The organism is Anabaenopsis arnoldii (assembly GCF_028331025.1).
GTDB lineage: Bacteria > Cyanobacteriota > Cyanobacteriia > Cyanobacteriales > Nostocaceae > Anabaenopsis > Anabaenopsis arnoldii.
This window is the reverse complement of record NZ_JAQMUH010000088.1, coordinates 90,738-108,012: the sequence shown is the minus strand read 5'-3', so window position 1 is coordinate 108,012 and position 17,275 is coordinate 90,738. Positions and strand designations below refer to the sequence as shown.

Annotated in this window: 12 protein-coding genes, 1 tRNA gene and 2 pseudogenes; 8 read left to right on the top strand and 7 right to left on the bottom strand. The window is 42.1% G+C overall.

What is annotated here, in order from left to right:
• Together PN457_RS07675 and PN457_RS07670 are read left to right on the top strand one after the other, a co-directional pair.
• Positions 1-121, top strand: a pseudogene (locus tag PN457_RS07675) (IS630 family transposase); the annotation flags it as partial.
• 220 nt (positions 122-341) lie between these two features.
• The gene (locus tag PN457_RS07670; protein WP_271732419.1) at positions 342-626 is read left to right on the top strand and encodes a DUF427 domain-containing protein; all 285 of its coding nucleotides are present in this window, start codon (positions 342-344) and stop codon (positions 624-626) included.
• Positions 627-781: 155 nt separating this feature from the next.
• On the opposite strand, the gene PN457_RS07665 is transcribed toward PN457_RS07670, so the two are convergent.
• From PN457_RS07665 to alr, 7 genes and pseudogenes are all read right to left on the bottom strand, one after another.
• Positions 782-3,634 (bottom strand): hybrid sensor histidine kinase/response regulator, encoded by a 2,853-nt coding sequence (locus PN457_RS07665; RefSeq protein ID WP_271732412.1) that lies wholly within the window; start codon positions 3,632-3,634, stop codon positions 782-784.
• 633 nt (positions 3,635-4,267) lie between these two features.
• Positions 4,268-5,521 (bottom strand): annotated as a pseudogene (locus tag PN457_RS07660) (methyl-accepting chemotaxis protein); the annotation flags it as partial.
• A 528-nt stretch (positions 5,522-6,049) separates the two neighbouring features.
• Positions 6,050-6,550: a chemotaxis protein CheW gene (locus PN457_RS07655; protein ID WP_271732411.1), complete on the bottom strand. Its 501-nt coding sequence runs from the start codon at positions 6,548-6,550 to the stop codon at positions 6,050-6,052.
• A 7-nt stretch (positions 6,551-6,557) separates the two neighbouring features.
• Entirely contained in the window at positions 6,558-6,935 is a 378-nt protein-coding gene (locus tag PN457_RS07650) for a response regulator (RefSeq protein WP_271732410.1), read from the bottom strand.
• Between the two features lie 60 nt (positions 6,936-6,995).
• On the bottom strand, positions 6,996-8,054 hold the full coding sequence (locus PN457_RS07645) for a response regulator (RefSeq protein ID WP_271732409.1): 1,059 nt from the start codon (positions 8,052-8,054) through the stop codon (positions 6,996-6,998).
• Between the two features lie 533 nt (positions 8,055-8,587).
• Positions 8,588-8,669: transfer RNA gene (locus PN457_RS07640), tRNA-Leu, on the bottom strand.
• 79 nt (positions 8,670-8,748) lie between these two features.
• Positions 8,749-9,936, bottom strand: coding sequence for an alanine racemase (gene alr, locus PN457_RS07635; protein WP_271732408.1), 1,188 nt, complete (start codon positions 9,934-9,936; stop codon positions 8,749-8,751).
• A gap of 362 nt (positions 9,937-10,298) precedes the next feature.
• On the opposite strand from alr, the gene PN457_RS07630 reads away from it, so the two are divergent.
• The 6 genes from PN457_RS07630 to ndhI all read left to right on the top strand — a co-directional run bounded on the left by PN457_RS07630 (position 10,299) and on the right by ndhI (position 17,246).
• Entirely contained in the window at positions 10,299-10,796 is a 498-nt protein-coding gene (locus PN457_RS07630) for an HNH endonuclease (RefSeq protein ID WP_271732407.1), read from the top strand.
• Positions 10,797-11,715: 919 nt separating this feature from the next.
• Positions 11,716-13,005: a DHH family phosphoesterase gene (locus PN457_RS07625; protein WP_271732406.1), complete on the top strand. Its 1,290-nt coding sequence runs from the start codon at positions 11,716-11,718 to the stop codon at positions 13,003-13,005.
• A gap of 159 nt (positions 13,006-13,164) precedes the next feature.
• On the top strand, positions 13,165-13,659 hold the full coding sequence (sixA, locus tag PN457_RS07620) for a phosphohistidine phosphatase SixA (RefSeq protein WP_271732405.1): 495 nt from the start codon (positions 13,165-13,167) through the stop codon (positions 13,657-13,659).
• Between the two features lie 112 nt (positions 13,660-13,771).
• Positions 13,772-14,908, top strand: coding sequence for a citrate synthase (locus PN457_RS07615; protein WP_271732404.1), 1,137 nt, complete (start codon positions 13,772-13,774; stop codon positions 14,906-14,908).
• 579 nt (positions 14,909-15,487) lie between these two features.
• Positions 15,488-16,606, top strand: a complete 1,119-nt coding sequence (nuoH, locus tag PN457_RS07610) for an NADH-quinone oxidoreductase subunit NuoH (RefSeq protein ID WP_271732403.1) — start codon at positions 15,488-15,490, stop codon at positions 16,604-16,606.
• Positions 16,607-16,688: 82 nt separating this feature from the next.
• A complete protein-coding gene (gene ndhI / locus PN457_RS07605; RefSeq protein ID WP_271732402.1) occupies positions 16,689-17,246 on the top strand; it encodes an NAD(P)H-quinone oxidoreductase subunit I in 558 nt (185 codons plus the stop codon).
• Positions 17,247-17,275: the final 29 nt, after the last annotated feature.

The following is a 17,275-nucleotide window of genomic DNA, read 5'->3' as shown; positions in this document are numbered from 1 at the left end:
TCCAGACCTGAATCAGATTGAAAAATGTTGGTCTTGGTTAAAAAGTCGAATCCGCAAAAAACTTGAGCAGTTTGATTCTTTACGAGATGCCATTGAGGATGTCTTACTTTTTGCGTCCTAACCTCCTTGGCGGTTGCTATACATGTAATTATTAATACATTTTTGTATCAAGTAAGCACCCAGTGCCAATAACAAAGTGTAAAACATCTTAGTTTTCATCACAAATTATGAACTTTATGTCTAATTGTGAAGTCATTAGGTCTAATTTGGCAGAATTACTGTGGATCCAGCTGATGGAGTGTCAAAATGTTAAGCTTACAATCTATTTACTCAAGTCACTTATGCCGAAAGCTATTTGGAATGGTACTGTGTTAGCCCAAAGCGATCAGACAATTTTGGTAGAAGGTAACCATTATTTTCCCTCTGAATCGATTAATCAGGAATACTTCCAAGACAGTAACACCCACACTACTTGTCCTTGGAAAGGTGTTGCTAGCTACTACACCATTGAAGTTGATGGACAAACCAATAAAGATGCGGCATGGTACTATCCCAGTACGAAGGAGAAGGCTAAACATTTTCAAGGCTATGTCGCTTTCTGGAAAGGTGTAAAAGTCGAGGCTTAGTTCTTAGTTGGCATTGGTAACACTTGCGACTTATATCCTCTGTGTTTTAGCGATATAATTTTACCTGTAGAGCAAAATATATGGTATCAGGATTTTGTTAACTACTGTATATTTTGCTCGTTTTTAAGCAATTAATTCGGGTATAATTGACAATATCATGGCGATATTGGCATTTCGGTGACATTCCCAATAATTTCTGCCAGGGTGTTTAATAATTCTTCCTCTTGATAAGGTTTACGAAAATAAGCCTCAGCGCCTAATTGCATGGCTAATTCTCGATATTGACTGGTGCCGTGAGATGAAATCATCACAACTGGAATGTTTTTCATCTCAATATCTGTTTTGATGTAACCTAAGAAAGCATAACCATCAAGACGGGGCATTTCAATATCACAAATCACCGCAGCAACTTTTAAGCCACTTTGAAGTTTTTCCAATGCATCTTGACCATCTTGAGCTTGTTCCACTTGATAACCTCCTTTTTGCAAAGTCATGGTTAAGAAGCGACAAACATTAATTGAATCATCGACAATTAAAATTGTGCCTTTATGATCATCAATTCTCCCTGGTAGTTTATGGTGATTAAAGACAGGTAAGGCTGTTTTTAAACCGACTGATGATAATTGATTGTTTTTAGGAGTCCCCTGGTGAGTGGCAACCCATGTCAGCAAATCGTTGGTATTAACTAATACTAATACTCGTCCATCACCTAAAATTGCACAGTTACTCAAGCCTTTTGGTAAAGGTATATTACCCTCAACTTGGCGAATAGCTACTTCCTGCTCACCCCAGCAACGGTCTACTTGGATAGCTACTGGCTGATGACTACCTTTGAGGATTAAGACGCTGTTAGCGTTAATCACTGGGGGTGTTTCCAGTTCAGGGTTATTGTAGTGTGGACAATTAAATTTAAAATAGCGACTCAAGTTAATCAATGGTAGGGTGTTTCCTTGCCAACTGAGAAAGGCGCTCCCTGCTATTGAGAATACTTGCTCTTTTTGCAGTAGAAATATTTCGGCAACGATTTCTGTGGGAAATGCCAATAAGATTTTATTGCTTTCTACCACGAGAACTCTGGCTACGGATAGTGCCAATGGTACTGTCAGAGTAAAGGTAGTACCTACTCCTGGGTTGGTATCAACTCTAATTTCTCCTCGCAGTGATTTAAGGTTATTACGTACTATATCCATGCCAACACCACGACCAGATAAGGCGGTGACTTGGTCGGAAGTGGTAAAGCCTGGTTCAAAAATTAGCGATAATATTTCCTCGTCGCTGGCATTAGCTAGTAAAGTAGCATCTAATCCCATTGCTACCGCGCGAGAGCGAAGGTTTTCTAAAGAAATACCCCGACCATCATCACGCATGGTAACAATTATGCGATTACTGCGATGGCTAGCTGTAATTTCAATTAATCCCTGTTCTGGTTTACCTAAAGCCCGACGAGTTGCCGGATCTTCGATACCATGATCAAAGGCATTTCTTAATAAGTGCATAATTGGCTCATTTAAGGCCTCTAAAATGCTACGTTCAATTAATGTATCTCTACCTTCAATTTTTAGTTTGACATTTTTACCATACTCGACATTAAGAGCATGCAATGCTCTGGGAAAACGCTCCACTAAATCGGAGAAGGGACGCATCCGAATATGATTAATTTTTCTCCCTAATTGTTTGGATGTTTGGTTAAGTTTGCGAGAAATTTGATCTGTATCATCAACGCTTAATTGAATATCAGTTGTGACTTCTTGTAGCTCCACAATACTTTCTATAATTTCATGCGATCGCCGGTTAATCTCGTCTTGGCGATCCATTTCTAATGTAGGGAATTTTTTTATATATCCTAGCTGATATTCTCCGAGCGATCGCACTGGGTTTGTGTTCACAGATGGATGGGCGATTTTCTCATATGTTGTCCGCAGTTCATAGTTTTCTCGCTCTAGAGTTTGGACTCGCTGATGCAAACTTCCCACGAGTTTACGGAGTTTTTGCAGTTGGAAATTTAACCCATTACGCTGGACAGTAAGTTCCGCAAATAAATCATGAATTTGATCCAGTTGTTGAATAGGAACGCGCACAGTATTTTCTCTGGGTTCCCAGTCTTTATTTAGATCCTCTGTATGGGTAATATATTTATCGGCTACGGTAGTAATTTCAGAGGAAGATATTGTATTTTTTGTTGGTATTGCTTCTGCTGTTGTCTGTACTTCTTCAGGTATATAAATATTTACATCCTTCAGATATATCTCAGTGGGTAAAATCTCCGCTTGATTTGTCAATACCAAAGCTTGCGATCGCCGCCATGCTTGCAAAGCTAACTGGGCAACTTCGGGAATGCGCTCTCTGGTGACAGTGCTGATATGATGCGCTATCGATTCACAAAGACTCGTAAAGGCTGGCAATTGTAGCATTTCTCCCAAACCGCCCAATTCAGCCGCCATGATAGCCACTTCCTCTTGTAAGCAAGGCTGAGAGATGTCTGCCAATACAGACTCCAGACGCTGCAAACATCCTTCCACTTCAGTTTGAAACAGCATCGGGATAATATCTTGCCCATCTTCGGGTGATAACATGGTCGCAGCATCTTCAGGAGAGGGTTCGCCCAGGTGATCTCGCAGTTCCTTAAATACTGGATAACAAAAACTATCTAACCACTGCTGTTCTATCTCATTTCCTTGTGATAAGGATTCTATGATTTGCCTGAGCCAGTCAACTGCTGAGAGTAGTAAATTTTGTGCGTGAGGGTCAACATCACGGGAATTTTTACGGGTTTTTAGGACTTTAAAAGAATCCTCTAGACGGTGGGCTAAATCACTAAGAGTCCGATATCCCATCATTCCAGCCCCCCCTTTGATTGAATGGGCTGCTCGAAGTGCAGCGTTAATTCTCTCCAAGTTGATGCGCTTACTGGTGTCCATTTCCAGCAACACTGCTTCTAGGGTATTAAGATAATCTCTTGCTTCTTCGAGAAACTGCATCTGGATTTCCAGTTCTTTATCCTTTGACATATTCTTTATGTTCTGTTCCAATCTTGAAGACAAATATAGCCACTCTTATCTATAAGGAGCATCCCGAATATGCACAAGGCAGTTTTGATGTTCATCTCCGAAATCCTTCCATCTCGGCGGGAAAGAGAGCGTTTTCAATTCTGTACTTTTGGAAGCAAAAAGATTGAAAAAAAATATCTCGCTTTCATATGTGACAAATTTACTATCAAAACAAAAAATATTTTTATTTCCCATGACTGTGATCATGACCGATACCTTTTCGCTAACATTTGCTCACAAATACACTCACGAAGTCAGATTGCTTTCCAGTTGGCCTTAATAGTTGAATCTTGCAGCAGTTTAACTGTGGTACTTTGACACTCCCCACGGCTAGAAGCCTGGGGATTCTTGCTTTGCGGGGATTCTCATGAATTTACCCGCGCTAACGCGCCGATCCGCTAACACCAAGCATCTTCACCGTATGCCCTAGGGCTGCAAGCCCCCTAATAAGAACTACTTGAGCGGCTGCAACATCCCTATGAGTGGTATAACCACAACTTGAACACGCATGATTCTTTTGCCAGTTACCCGTATTGTAAAACTATAGGTAACAGGGTTCCTTTCAAAAATTTATGGAATTCCCCGAGACAAAATTCACAGCACCTTGAAAGTTGCCACGGCCTCTTGCAATTGCTGGGAAATCTCCACAGTTTTTTGCAAAGATTGGGAAACCACACCAGAAGAATCACGGGTACGTTGGGAAATAGAAGCCACTTGTTGCATTAACTGGCTGACCTCTTGGGAGGTTTGTAACTGGGATGTAGTGGCATTACAAATTGACCGTACCAAAGCATCTATTTGCCCCGATACATCCAAAATCTGACCCAGATTTTCCTTGGCTGCGGCCACCATTTTTGTACTTTCCACTACTTGGGAAGTTCCTATTTCCATTGACTGCACCACTGCGGAAGTTTCCCGCTGGATATTCTCGATAATTTGCTCAATTTCTTGGGTGGCTGTGGCGCTACGGATGGCTAATTCTCCTATTTCTTCGGCTACTACAGCAAAACCTTGTCCTTCCTCACCCGCTCGGGCTGCTTCAATACCTGCATTGATAGCGAGTAAATTAGTTTGGGTGGCAATTTGGTTAATTAAGGACACCACGCGGGAAATTTGTTGCGAAGAATCCCCTAACCGTTGAACTTTCTTAGTAGTATCGCCAACTGTTTCCTTTAAACTCAGGATATTTTGCACTGTTAAATCCATTGCTTCTCCACTCTTGATGGCATTTTTAGCAGCATTGTGGGCAACAACAGCAGCTTTTTGAGCGTTTTCCGCTACGCTTTTCATAGAAACAGTCATTTGGTCAACAGCATCCAGGGCGCAGCTGATTTCGGCGGATTGGGTGAGTGCTGCTGCTGCGAGTTGGCGAATTGCTGCGTCGTTAGTACCAATGGACACATTTACTTGGGTGGCTGCTTCTTTTACCTGAGTAACAATGTCCCGGAGGTTTTCGATAATAGAGTTGAAAAAGTCGGCGATAGTGCCAATTGCTCCCGTTGTCACCTCGGCACGTACTGTTAGGTCACCGCCAGCGGCACTTTCTACTTGATTGATTAGTTCTAAAAGTTGTATTTGCAGTGTTTCGTTAGCACCTTGTTCTTCAGTCTTGCTGGTTTTTTGAATGGTCTTTTCTCTAGTTAAAACCTCTAATTGTAGGGCTAGTTGATGAATATTTGCGTGGATGATTCGTAAATCATCTTGGCTGTATCTGTCTCCAGGAGCTTCGATTTCAACTTTACCAAGTTTTGATAATTCCCCAGATGCATTTAAAATTTGCCGTGTGGTATAGCTCGCTAACCAAACTATCATTACCACTGCTATTAATACTATCAATCCTGTTAGTAGTATGGGGCTGCCTATGATTTCTTGCAATTGTCTTGAAATACTATGCTTCGGCTGTTCGTCTTGGGATTGGCGAATCAAGTCACCTTGACCATTGACTATGGCAATTCTGTCATTATTTGCTATGGTATTTCTGAATACCGTCAGCATTTGAATATCTTCATATGTAACCAAATTTAAGCTGTTGACTTTGTGTGTTGACTTTGTGGTTGCCTGATCAATTTTATGCACCGATTGAAGAGCAAAATAAGCGATCGCACCTATCCCTATTGTTTGTATACTGGTGATAGCGATGGCTAAAATCGTCTTTTTCATCAACAGAGTGCCTCGTTGTAAATGTCCCTGTATAACATGATTAACTGTTGCATGATGCCTGTTTGAGTCTTTTACATGACCATCGGTAATTTCTGTGGGTGAAATGGAAGATGCTGGATTTTGAGGATTACTAATTTGACTCATAGCGGTTTTGTTAAAGATAGTTTTATTCGCTATAATGGGGGTGATAAATAAATATCAAATGTTTTTCTGTATTTACACATGATCACTGCAAAGAATCGGGGAATCCACAATACTCGATGCATCCAACACCAGCCACATTTCTGGTTGGTGAACAATGCCTCGCACATAAGGCTGTAAACTAGCGGCTACTTTTCCAGAGGGAGACTGAATGTCATCAGATCTCAAGTTACTTATACCTGTTATCTCTCGTACAACTAAACCTAAAACTACAGATTTTACATTAATTAGGATGACATTGTATTGCCGAAGCCTGATATTTATAGATTCTAAATTGAGCATTATTGGCAAGTCGATTACCCAAATTATGTGACTGCGCCAATTCATCAAGCCTAATACACAAGGCGGCATATTAGGCATTGCAGTGACAGATTCTACGGGTAATATAACTGCTTCTTGAGTGTGATTCATGCTCACAAGAGCAGTGGTTTGTTGATTTAATTTAAACTTAAGATACAAATCACCCTTGTTGCTCTCTTTGTCTTTGGCAGAAAAAATACCGTTAAAATTATTCATTATTTGATTACATCGTCACTGATTTAATAGCACGCAGTAACTGTTCGCGTGTATATGGCTTAGTCACATAGGCATCAGCCCCTTGTTTCATTGCCCATAATCGGTCAATTTCTAGATTTTTGGAACTGCAAATAACTATTGGGAGTTTTCGAGTGGATGGATTTTTTTTCAACGAACGGCATAACTCAAATCCACTCATTCCAGGCATGACTACATCAGTAACAATTGCGTCTAGCTGTTCTGAAGCAGCTTTGTCTAACGCTTCTTTGGCACTAGTGGCATGAATGACATTGTAACCACTATCTTTGAGATAATGGCTCATTAGTTCTAATTCGCTGGGTGAATCGTCTACAAGCAGTATTTTGCCCACTAGAATAATAGTCATACTAAAATTTTCTCAAGATAAAACTGATATGATCAGTATGATCAGATGGACGTATATATACTATTCCAGATGCTTAAACAACATTTTGAGTAAATCTTGCTGTGTAAAAGGCTTAGTTAAATACCCAGATGATCTGACCATTTTTGCCTTGGCTTTGTCAATAAATCCTTTTCTACTCGTCACCATAACAATGGGGATGTTCTTCAGATCTGAATGCCTCCTTAATAGGGAACACAATTCAAAACCTTGTAAATTCGGCATCTCTACATCTAGTAAAATTATGTCTGGTTTAGATCGTATAATTTTCATTAACGCCTTTAATGGATCATTGATTGCCACCACTGAAAATGTATCACCTTCCAGAAAAAGTTTTATAGAATCCAATATTGTTTGACTATCATCAATACAAACAACTGTATATACCTTTTCTCTCCCAAATGTCTGAGAATTGTCATGATTCTTGTTGTCAGCAGTTTCAGTATTGTTTACCCGAGAGAATTGTGGGCTATTGAGAAATTCCGACGGCGTTTTTTTAAGAGGTAAAGCCGGGGAACCTTGACTAGCCTTAACTGATGAGTCGATATTTAGCTGATTTCCTAACTGCTTGTGACAGTATTCAACTAGTAACCGCAAATCTAAATGGCAGAATTTTGGTAATTTTTCCCAGCCATCCTCAATGGAAAATTGATAATTTCCTGCTTTTAAGGAGAGAAATGTTGCTAGGGCTTCTTGGGATAATTGAGATATCAGAGTTTCTGCTTGGCTGGGGGTGATAAGTTCCTGACGTACCAACCAGCAAATTGCTTGATAATCTGCATATGGCATAGACTGACTTTCATTTTTGGGTTCAAACATCAGCCGGATTTGTACACGAGTGGCACTGTCTAGAGTGGGAACTCTCTGACTTAAGCGGTATAGGTGATGATCCAGACGCTCAAATAGTCTGTCTGAATAAGATGCGTAAGTGAGTTTACCCTCCTCTATATTAATTAACCAAGAAGCCATTTGAGTATATACGCGTAAGTTACCAGTAGTATGGCGGCCTGTGAGTTGTGCTAACAGAGATAAGGGATGTAGTTTTTGGGGTACCCGGTGGCTAGTTACAGAAGTCATGTTCATGTTACTTTTATTTCCTCACCTTTGTCTGAATCGAACTATATGTATGATGCCCTTGGGAGTAATATGTAAGATGAATGCCATTGGATGCAATGTCCACTGGATCATCAGTTGTCATATTGGCACATTTTTCTCAAGCTGCGCTGGTATCCATATTGTTAATTTTGGTTTTCAAGAGCTAAATATAATAGCAGCATAATAACATGATCAAAGCTGCTATTATATTTCAGTATAAACAAGGTAAAATAATATTTTTAACTGGCATAATTACTGTCAAACAGGGCACATTTTCATCACACACGGCTCTAGGCGGGAAACTATCCCCTGTTTCCAACCCATGAAAAATAGGCGCTACTGAGTGAAATTATCAGTTACTCAGGTTAGCTGCCGCCCAAGCCACCTAGGAGAAACAAAGAATAGATGGTGTTTCTCTTAGGAGCAAGGGGCAATTAGAACTATGTTGGCAATGCCAGAAATCAACTTAGTGACCTTACCCTCAGATATTGATGGCTGGAGTTTAATTACTGCATTGAAAATGCGGATGAAAGGACTTGAACCTTCACTCCTCTCGGAACTAGAACCTAAATCTAGCGCGTCTGCCAATTCCGCCACATCCGCATCAGACTTTCATCGTAGCACAAAAAATCTCTTATGGACAGAGGAAATAAAAAAAATATTTTCCTCATGCCCAATTTTCCTACATGACCGCCACACGAGGCAAGCGATGCTTAAAGCCGCAAAGAATTTCCCAAGAAATAGTGTTTAATTTTTCCGCCCAATCGTTAGCTGAAATGGTTTCTCCTCCTTGTTCGCCGAGTAGGGTTACTATTTCCCCGGCTTGTAAGTCTGGGATGGTGCTGACATCAAGCATCAACTGATCCATTGTAATCACCCCGATTTGTGGCACGCGCTGGCCGCGAATTAAAACCTGGATTTTTTGGGAAAGATTACGGGGGACTCCATCAGCGTAACCAATACCAACCACGGCCAACCGGAGTTCGTGGGGAGCGATAAAGTGTTGACCATAACTAACCCCAGTACCGGCGCTAATTGTTTTGACCTGAGTAACTCGCGCCTTCAGTTGCAGAACAGGCTGGAGGTTAATCGTATTTTTTAAATGAGGAGCTGGATAAAGTCCGTAGATGGCTAAACCGGCGCGGACAATGTCGTAATGTAGGGCAGGATTGGTTAGCGTGGCGGCTGAGTTAGCTAAATGCAAGCAATGTGGATTGATTCCCATTTTTTTGATTTGGGCGATCGCCTGCTCAAATCGTCTATGCTGCTCTTCCATGAAGGTAGTGTCAGCATGATCTGCCGTTGCCAAGTGGGAATAAATGCTGGCAATCTCAAGATGAGGTAAATTCTGTACTAACTGCACAAACTCAAGGGATTCTTTCCAGTCAGTTCCCAACCGAGACATTCCCGTATCTAACTTAATGTGTACGGGTAAAGGAGAAGTATCATTAATGGTTTCTAAGATATTGGAAAAAATCAGAGCGTGTTTGGGACTGCACAGAGTTGGCTGTAGTTTCCAGTGGGCGATGGCCCGAATTTGCTCTGGTGTGTGGGCTGCGCCCAAAATCAAAATCGGCGCTTTTATGCCACCTTCCCTGAGTTGAATACCTTCTGGAACTGTAGCGACTCCCAACCAACTGGCTCCTGATTGCAGTGCTGTTTGAGCCACTGTGACCGCTCCATGTCCATAAGCATCAGCCTTGACCACAGCCATCAACTGGGTACGTGGCAATATAAAGTTTACTAACTGCCCCACATTGTGGGATAACGCCCCTAAATCAATTTCCACCCAAGCCCTTTGCGAGAACCAAGCATATGTATCACGCTCCTGACTATCCGCAAAACTAGGCGTTTCTCTGCGACTTAACATTGCACTTAACTCCTATCACAGCACTGCACACTGGCCAAGTTATCTGATTATTCTGGTTTGCCACCCTTAAGGCTATATCAATTGAATCAGTAAACTTCACCCTTGTTCCGGGAGTTATTATCAGGTTATCAACAGCAATTTATTTAATTTATTTAAGAATAGTTCTTCCTCATCGTATTCATGATAACCCATATTGCATCTCAAGTCAACCCGCCAATATCTCTTTGATTGCCGTGGGTATTTCATGAATTAACTCTACCTCATTTACAGCCAGCAGTTATGAACGTATAAATTATTCTCATCTCCCAATAAGAGTATATTTGTGTTAATATACATGAAACTAATACCTCGAGCGTTAACCAATGGGGAAGGTTTTAGTCCTAAACGCCTCTTACGAACCGCTCAATATCACGAGCTGGCGTCGCGCTGTGATTCTGTTAATTAAAGGCAAGGCAGAACGCGTTGAGCATAACGGTAAATTTCTGTATACAGATTTTCCGTTGCCCACCGTAATTAGGCTGCGTCATTATGTGCGCGTGCCCTACAAGGAAATTCCTCTCACTCGTCGAAATATTTTGCACCGTGACAGCCACTCTTGTCAATACTGCGGCTATGTCGGCGATGATTTGACACTAGATCATGTCATACCGCGATCGCGCGGCGGAGGTGATACCTGGGAAAATATTGTTACTGCTTGTGTCCGTTGCAACGTCAAAAAAGGTAACCGTACACCCTACGAAGCCCATATGCCTTTGCGTCATCCCCCACGCCAGCCCTATAGTAGCCTTTATTTTGAGGTCACTAAACACCTCAACAGCGGACTGCATAATGAGTGGCAAAAATATGTGATTGGTCTTTGACGATCCGGTAATGATTCGTAACACCTAAAGGAATTATCACCTGTTGCGGGTGTAAAATTATCCTGCGGCATCAGAGGGAGGTCTTCTGTCCCCATACGAGAGGATGTTTGGCGACATCTAATAGAACATGATGGCAAATATAATGTTCTATTGAGCGACCGGTTTCTAATCGGGGGAGATAGGCGCATTCCCAAATTTATTGGGTATGAAAATGCTAAAGTATTTTCATAGCGGTAAAGCGCACATATAAAAACCCTAGGAGCCGGTTTACTAATATGCCCGTTAAGAATGAATCATATTTGTCATAGCTTGCGTGGTATACCCATACCCGGCCGTACTAAGTCAAGTGGAGAGATCCAACAGCCAGAACCCTGGTAGCAAAAATCATAAATCTTGTACAAATATGGGAGTCTCAGCAGGAGTTTCGTTAAATCTCCCCTCAGACCCCTTAGCACAGTCGTTGTCAGCTTGTGGAGCTATCCACACCCGGAGGCTTGGTGCTAGTATTTAGTCTCTAAGAACGACAGATAAAGCAAGAATCCCCTTCACTTCACTGGGCGGAGTGTCTAATCAACTATAGATTAGGGTGTCTATAGTACCTCAGAATATTGTAAAATAACTGAGTCAGGTGGAAATCTCGCCCCACAGTATAAAAATATGCAAAATACTTATATTAGTTGAAATCACATAAAAAGTTTAGTTGAAACTATTATTGAAAATTATCAAAAATAACCAGGGGGAACTTGGGTGATTTTGGCAGATTATTGACTAATTTGATTCACAGAAAATACATCCAGATAAGTATGTCAACCAAGCTATATTTTTGCGAATATTAGAATGTGTCTCGAAATCAGTTGAGTGTTGATTGTATTATTTCTTTACAAGTCAATGGAGGCTCGCACTTATCAAAATGTCCCCTATGCAATTAAATTCTGCCGCGCAGCAATCAGAAAGTTTTTTATTGACCACAGAACCTAGCCTAGAGGATGCTACTCATAGAGGTAAAGAACCATTTGAAGTTTCACACACCAAGCCATCCTTGGCATCATCCCATGACGAAGGAAAACAAGATAGATATTTAGGTCAAAGGGGAAATTCCTTGGCTTTTCAGAAATCTGAAGAGTTGCAAAAGATCCTCTTTGCACACCGACATGAGCGTCATCTGGTAATTCTACAGGATTTCCCCGACCCTGATGCTCTCTCTTGTGCTTGGACTTACCAGTTAATTGTTCAGCAGTATGATATAAAATGTGAAATCATTTATGCTGGTACGCTGAGTCATCAAGAAAATATTGCCTTAGTTAAACTAACTGGATTACCTGCCCAAAGGTGGACATCACAAGTCCTCAAAAGCAAAGACTTGTCATCTTATCAGGGTTGTATTTTGATTGATAATCAGGGAACTACAAGTCAACTGATGACCGCCGTACAACAGGCGGAAATTCCCGTAATAGCAGTCATTGACCATCACACCTTACAGGCGGAACACAAGTCAGAGTTTGTTGATATTCGTCCTAATGTGCGAGCAACATCGACAATTTTTACTCAGTATCTGCAATCCGGTTTACTCTCTTTAGATAGCAGCATCAGCCAACACGTTAAATGTGCTACAGCATTGATGCATGGTTTACGGTCGGATACTAATCGGCTGATGCAGGCCCAAGAAGAAGATTTCATGGCAGCAGCATATCTGAGTCGGTTTTATGATGCTCAATTGCTGAATGCTATTTTACAGGCAAATCGTTCTAAGCGGGTAATGGATGTGATTGAGCGATCGCTGAAAAACCGCATTGTTCAGAATAACTTTTCCATTGCTGGGGTTGGTTATCTTCGCTACGAAGACCGGGATGCGATTCCCCAAGCCGCTGATTTTCTGGTGACTGAGGAAAACGTTCATACCGCAGTAGTTTACGGTATTGTTCACGACGAAAACGAGGTAGAAGTAGTTATTGGTTCCCTCAGAACTGCTAAACTCACCCTTGACCCTGATGAATTTATCAAGGAAGCCTTTGGACAAGATAGCACAGGACGATTTTTTGGTGGCGGACGTACAGGAGCAGGCGGTTTTGAAATTCCCATGGGTTTTCTGTCTGGTAGTAACGAAAATTCCACCTATGCCAAAATGAAATGGGAAGTATATGATTCTCAAATCAAGCAAAAACTACTCAAGTTAGTTAATCCTCAAGACGACCCCATTAAATCAGTGTGAAATTATAATTCATACACTATCCATAAGTAATATTTACGAAAAAAACCTAGGAAAATATAGTATAGGGATTGGCTGCGACTGCTGTCATTGCGAGGAGTAATGCCAAAGCCCTACGGATAGATTTATTCAGGCTCTTATTATAATAGTAGTGATAATAACATGGAAATATACTTAATTCGTCATGGTATCGCTCAAGAGAAGCAACCAGACATTCAAGATGAAGAGCGAAGGCTGACTAAAGCAGGAAGACAAAAAACCGAGAAAGTAGCCCAAAGAATTAAACAGATGGGTTTGCAGTTTGACGTGATTCTCACCAGTCCCTTAGTAAGAGCGTACCAGACAGCAGAAATTCTCATAACCGCTGGACTAAGTACCCAACTAGAGGAATCTATTTATGTTGCCCCTAATGGTAATATGGAAGGCTGGCTAAATGAGTGGTTAGAACCAAAAAATTATGCCCAAAATAGCCAAATTGCCTTAGTAGGCCATGAGCCTTGTTTAAGCAATTGGGCAGAAATTATGCTTTGGGGGGAAGTCAAACACAGTTTAGTCTTGAAAAAAGCAGGTATGATCGGGATAAAGCTACCAGAAATAGGTTCACCTGTGGGTCGTAGTCAAATGTTTTGGCTAGCATCGCCCAAGTACCTGCTGTAACAGCCTTTCAACATTTTTACCCAAAATGTTGTGACATTGACTGCTGTTATGGTGAAAATAATTTCTGGTAAGTTGGCTTGATCAGATATTTCAAAAAGCAAATGGTGTTGCCATGATGGTGTGCGAATACAAGCCTGGTTTAGAAGGCATTCCGGCTGCCCAATCAAGTATAAGTCATGTTGATGGGCAAAAGGGAATTCTAGAATATCGTGGCATCCGAATCGAGGAACTAGCAGAAAAAAGTTCATTTCTAGAAACTGCTTATCTTTTGATTTGGGGTCAACTACCAAGTAAAGACGAATTGAAGACATTTGAGGATGATATTCGCTCCCACAGGCGGATCAAGTACCGCATTCGTGACATGATGAAATGTTTTCCCGAAAGCGGTCACCCCATGGATGCTCTCCAAGCCTCAGCAGCGGCTCTAGGCTTGTTTTATTCACGTCGGGATTTACATAATCCCGCCTATATTCGGGATTCTGTGGTGCGTTTGTTAGCAACCATTCCCACAATGGTAGCGGCATTTGGGTTGATGCGAAAAGGCAATGACCCCGTAAAACCTCGCGATGACTTAGACTACGCTGCCAACTTTCTCTACATGCTCAATGAGAAAGAACCGGATCCTTTGGCGGCAAAAATTTTTGACATCTGCTTGATCCTGCATGTGGAGCATACAATGAATGCCTCTACCTTCAGTGCTAGGGTAACAGCTTCAACCCTAACTGACCCTTACGCCGTGGTGGCTAGTGCTGTAGGAACCCTAGGCGGTCCCCTACACGGTGGAGCCAATGAAGAAGTGATTCAGATGTTGGAAGATATTGGTACGGTAGAAAATGTGCGTCCCTATGTAGATGACCTGCTGCAACGTAAAGCCAAGATTATGGGCTTTGGGCATCGTGTCTATAAAGTCAAAGATCCACGAGCTACAGTCCTACAAAACCTGGCAGAGCAGTTGTTTGCTAAGTTTGGGCATGATAAGTACTATGACATTGCCCAAGAAATGGAGCAGGTAGTAGCGGAAAAACTCGGGGGTAAAGGAGTGTATCCTAATGTTGACTTTTATTCTGGTTTGGTGTACAGGAAAATGGGGATTCCCACAGACTTATTTACACCAATATTTGCGATCGCCCGGGTTGCAGGTTGGCTAGCCCACTGGAAAGAACAACTGGCAGAAAACCGGATATTCCGACCTAGCCAGATTTATAACGGTGAGCATGGGGTTAATTACATCCCCATAGAGCAACGTTAACGGGCGGTTTGATCGTTAGTCATACTAATGCCCCAATCAACTGGGTCACCGTTGAGATCAACTCAGCGGAGGTAATGTCTGAGCTTTACAAGGGCAGGGTAAAGGGATAAGGGAGGTGTAGAAACAGAATTGTTCATGCACTACCCCATCTCCCCAAAAGAAATCCCAATCCTGACCATAAGTAGAAGTTCTTGTATAGCTTCGAGGGCTGAAAACCATCCGACGATATACTAGGCATGGGAATTCATTCCCGCGACCTCATCAAAGCATAAAAGGGTCAACTACCTTACCTAAGCTATGGGGATGAGGCTTGGGATAGCTTCAACTAAGAGTTGACTAGCCCATAGCAGCCCAATAAAAGCCACACACTTGGTGGGCAAGTCTCCAACGGCGATGATCTGTGTAAGCCTTTTGTAGTGCGGGCATCTTGCCCGCCCCTGACCTTGGCAAAGCCCAGTGATGTTGAATGAAGTAGGTGTGTAATCAAGGATGATGGCTTGGGTGGCGTAGCCATAGTCCGAAATTTATACTTCATAACTTCACAATTCATACTGTAGTTGACTTAAAAGAGCACCAAAAATGAATTCAGGAATTGACCTCCAAGGAACGTTTATTAAATCCTTGATGGATTTAGGGATACCAGCAGGGACAGCCAAAGCCATTTGGATGCCCTTACCCATGATACTAATGCTCATTGGCGCAACAGTGGGCGTACTAGTCTGTGTTTGGCTAGAACGGAAAATTTCGGCATCAGTACAGCAGCGCATAGGTCCAGAATTTATTGGCCCTTTTGGCTTACTAGCGCCAGTAGCCGATGGTGTCAAGCTGGTATTTAAAGAAGATGTTGTCCCAGCCAAAGCTGACCCGTGGCTATTTACCATCGGACCCATCCTAGTTGTCCTACCAGTATTTCTGTCCTACTTAATTGTCCCCTTTGGACAGAATATTGTGATTACCAATGTAGGCATGGGAATATTCTTGTGGATTGCCTTTTCTAGCATTGCCCCCATTGGGTTATTAATGGCTGGTTACGCATCCAATAATAAGTATTCCTTACTCGGTGGTTTGCGGGCGGCCGCCCAATCTATTAGCTACGAAATTCCGCTATCCTTGAGCGTGCTAGCCGTAGTCATGATGTCTAACAGTCTTAGCACCATTGATATTGTTAATCAGCAATCTGGCTATGGTATTCTCGGCTGGAACATTTGGCGTCAACCCGTGGGGTTACTAATTTTTTGGATAGCAGCCCTGGCTGAATGCGAACGCTTACCCTTTGACCTACCAGAAGCAGAAGAAGAAATCGTAGCTGGTTATCAGACCGAATACTCTGGCATGAAATTCGCTCTGTTTTACCTTAGCTCCTATGTCAACCTAGTGCTTTCTGCTCTACTAGTGTCAGTTTTATACCTAGGTGGTTGGGACTTTCCCATTCCGGTGAGTGTGATAGCCAACTGGCTGGGAGTGAGTGAACTCAATCCAGTATTGCAGGTGGTCACTGCTTCTTTGGGTATCATCATGACCCTAATCAAAGCCTATCTGTTAGTCTTTATCGCCATCTTATTGCGTTGGACAGTACCCCGCGTGAGGATTGACCAATTGCTAGATTTAGGATGGAAGTTTTTGTTACCACTTGCTTTAGTTAATCTTCTAGTAACTGCAGCACTAAAACTTGCCTTTCCCTTTGCCTTTGGGGGATAAATTCAGGCTAATAAGTTTTACCTAAAGATAAGGCCTAAAGCCTAAATCGGTGAATTGACTCATAGGGAGAAAAACACTAAAAATGCTAAAGTTCCTCAAACAAGTTGGTGATTACGCCAAAGAAGCAGTACAAGCTGGACGTTACATTGGTCAAGGTTTAGCTGTAACTTTCGACCATATGCAACGGCGACCAGTTACAGTACAGTACCCGTACGAGAAACTAATTCCTGGCGAACGATTTCGGGGACGGATTCACTTTGAGTTTGATAAATGTATCGCCTGCGAAGTCTGTGTGAGGGTTTGTCCCATCAACCTACCTGTAGTAGATTGGGAATTTGAGAAAGCCAACAAAAAGAAAAAGCTCAAACACTACAGCATTGACTTTGGAGTTTGTATCTTCTGTGGTAACTGTGTCGAATATTGCCCGACTAACTGTCTATCGATGACAGAAGAGTATGAGCTATCCACTTATGATCGCCATGAATTAAACTATGACAACGTAGCATTAGGTCGTCTGCCTTATAAAGTCACAAACGACCCAATGGTGACCCCACTGCGCGAACTGGCTTACTTACCCAATGGTGTCATGGAACCTCATGACCTACCTGCTGATGCTCCTCGTGCTGGTTCTCCTCGGTGAAGACCTGGTAGAGCACACAGAAAAAACAA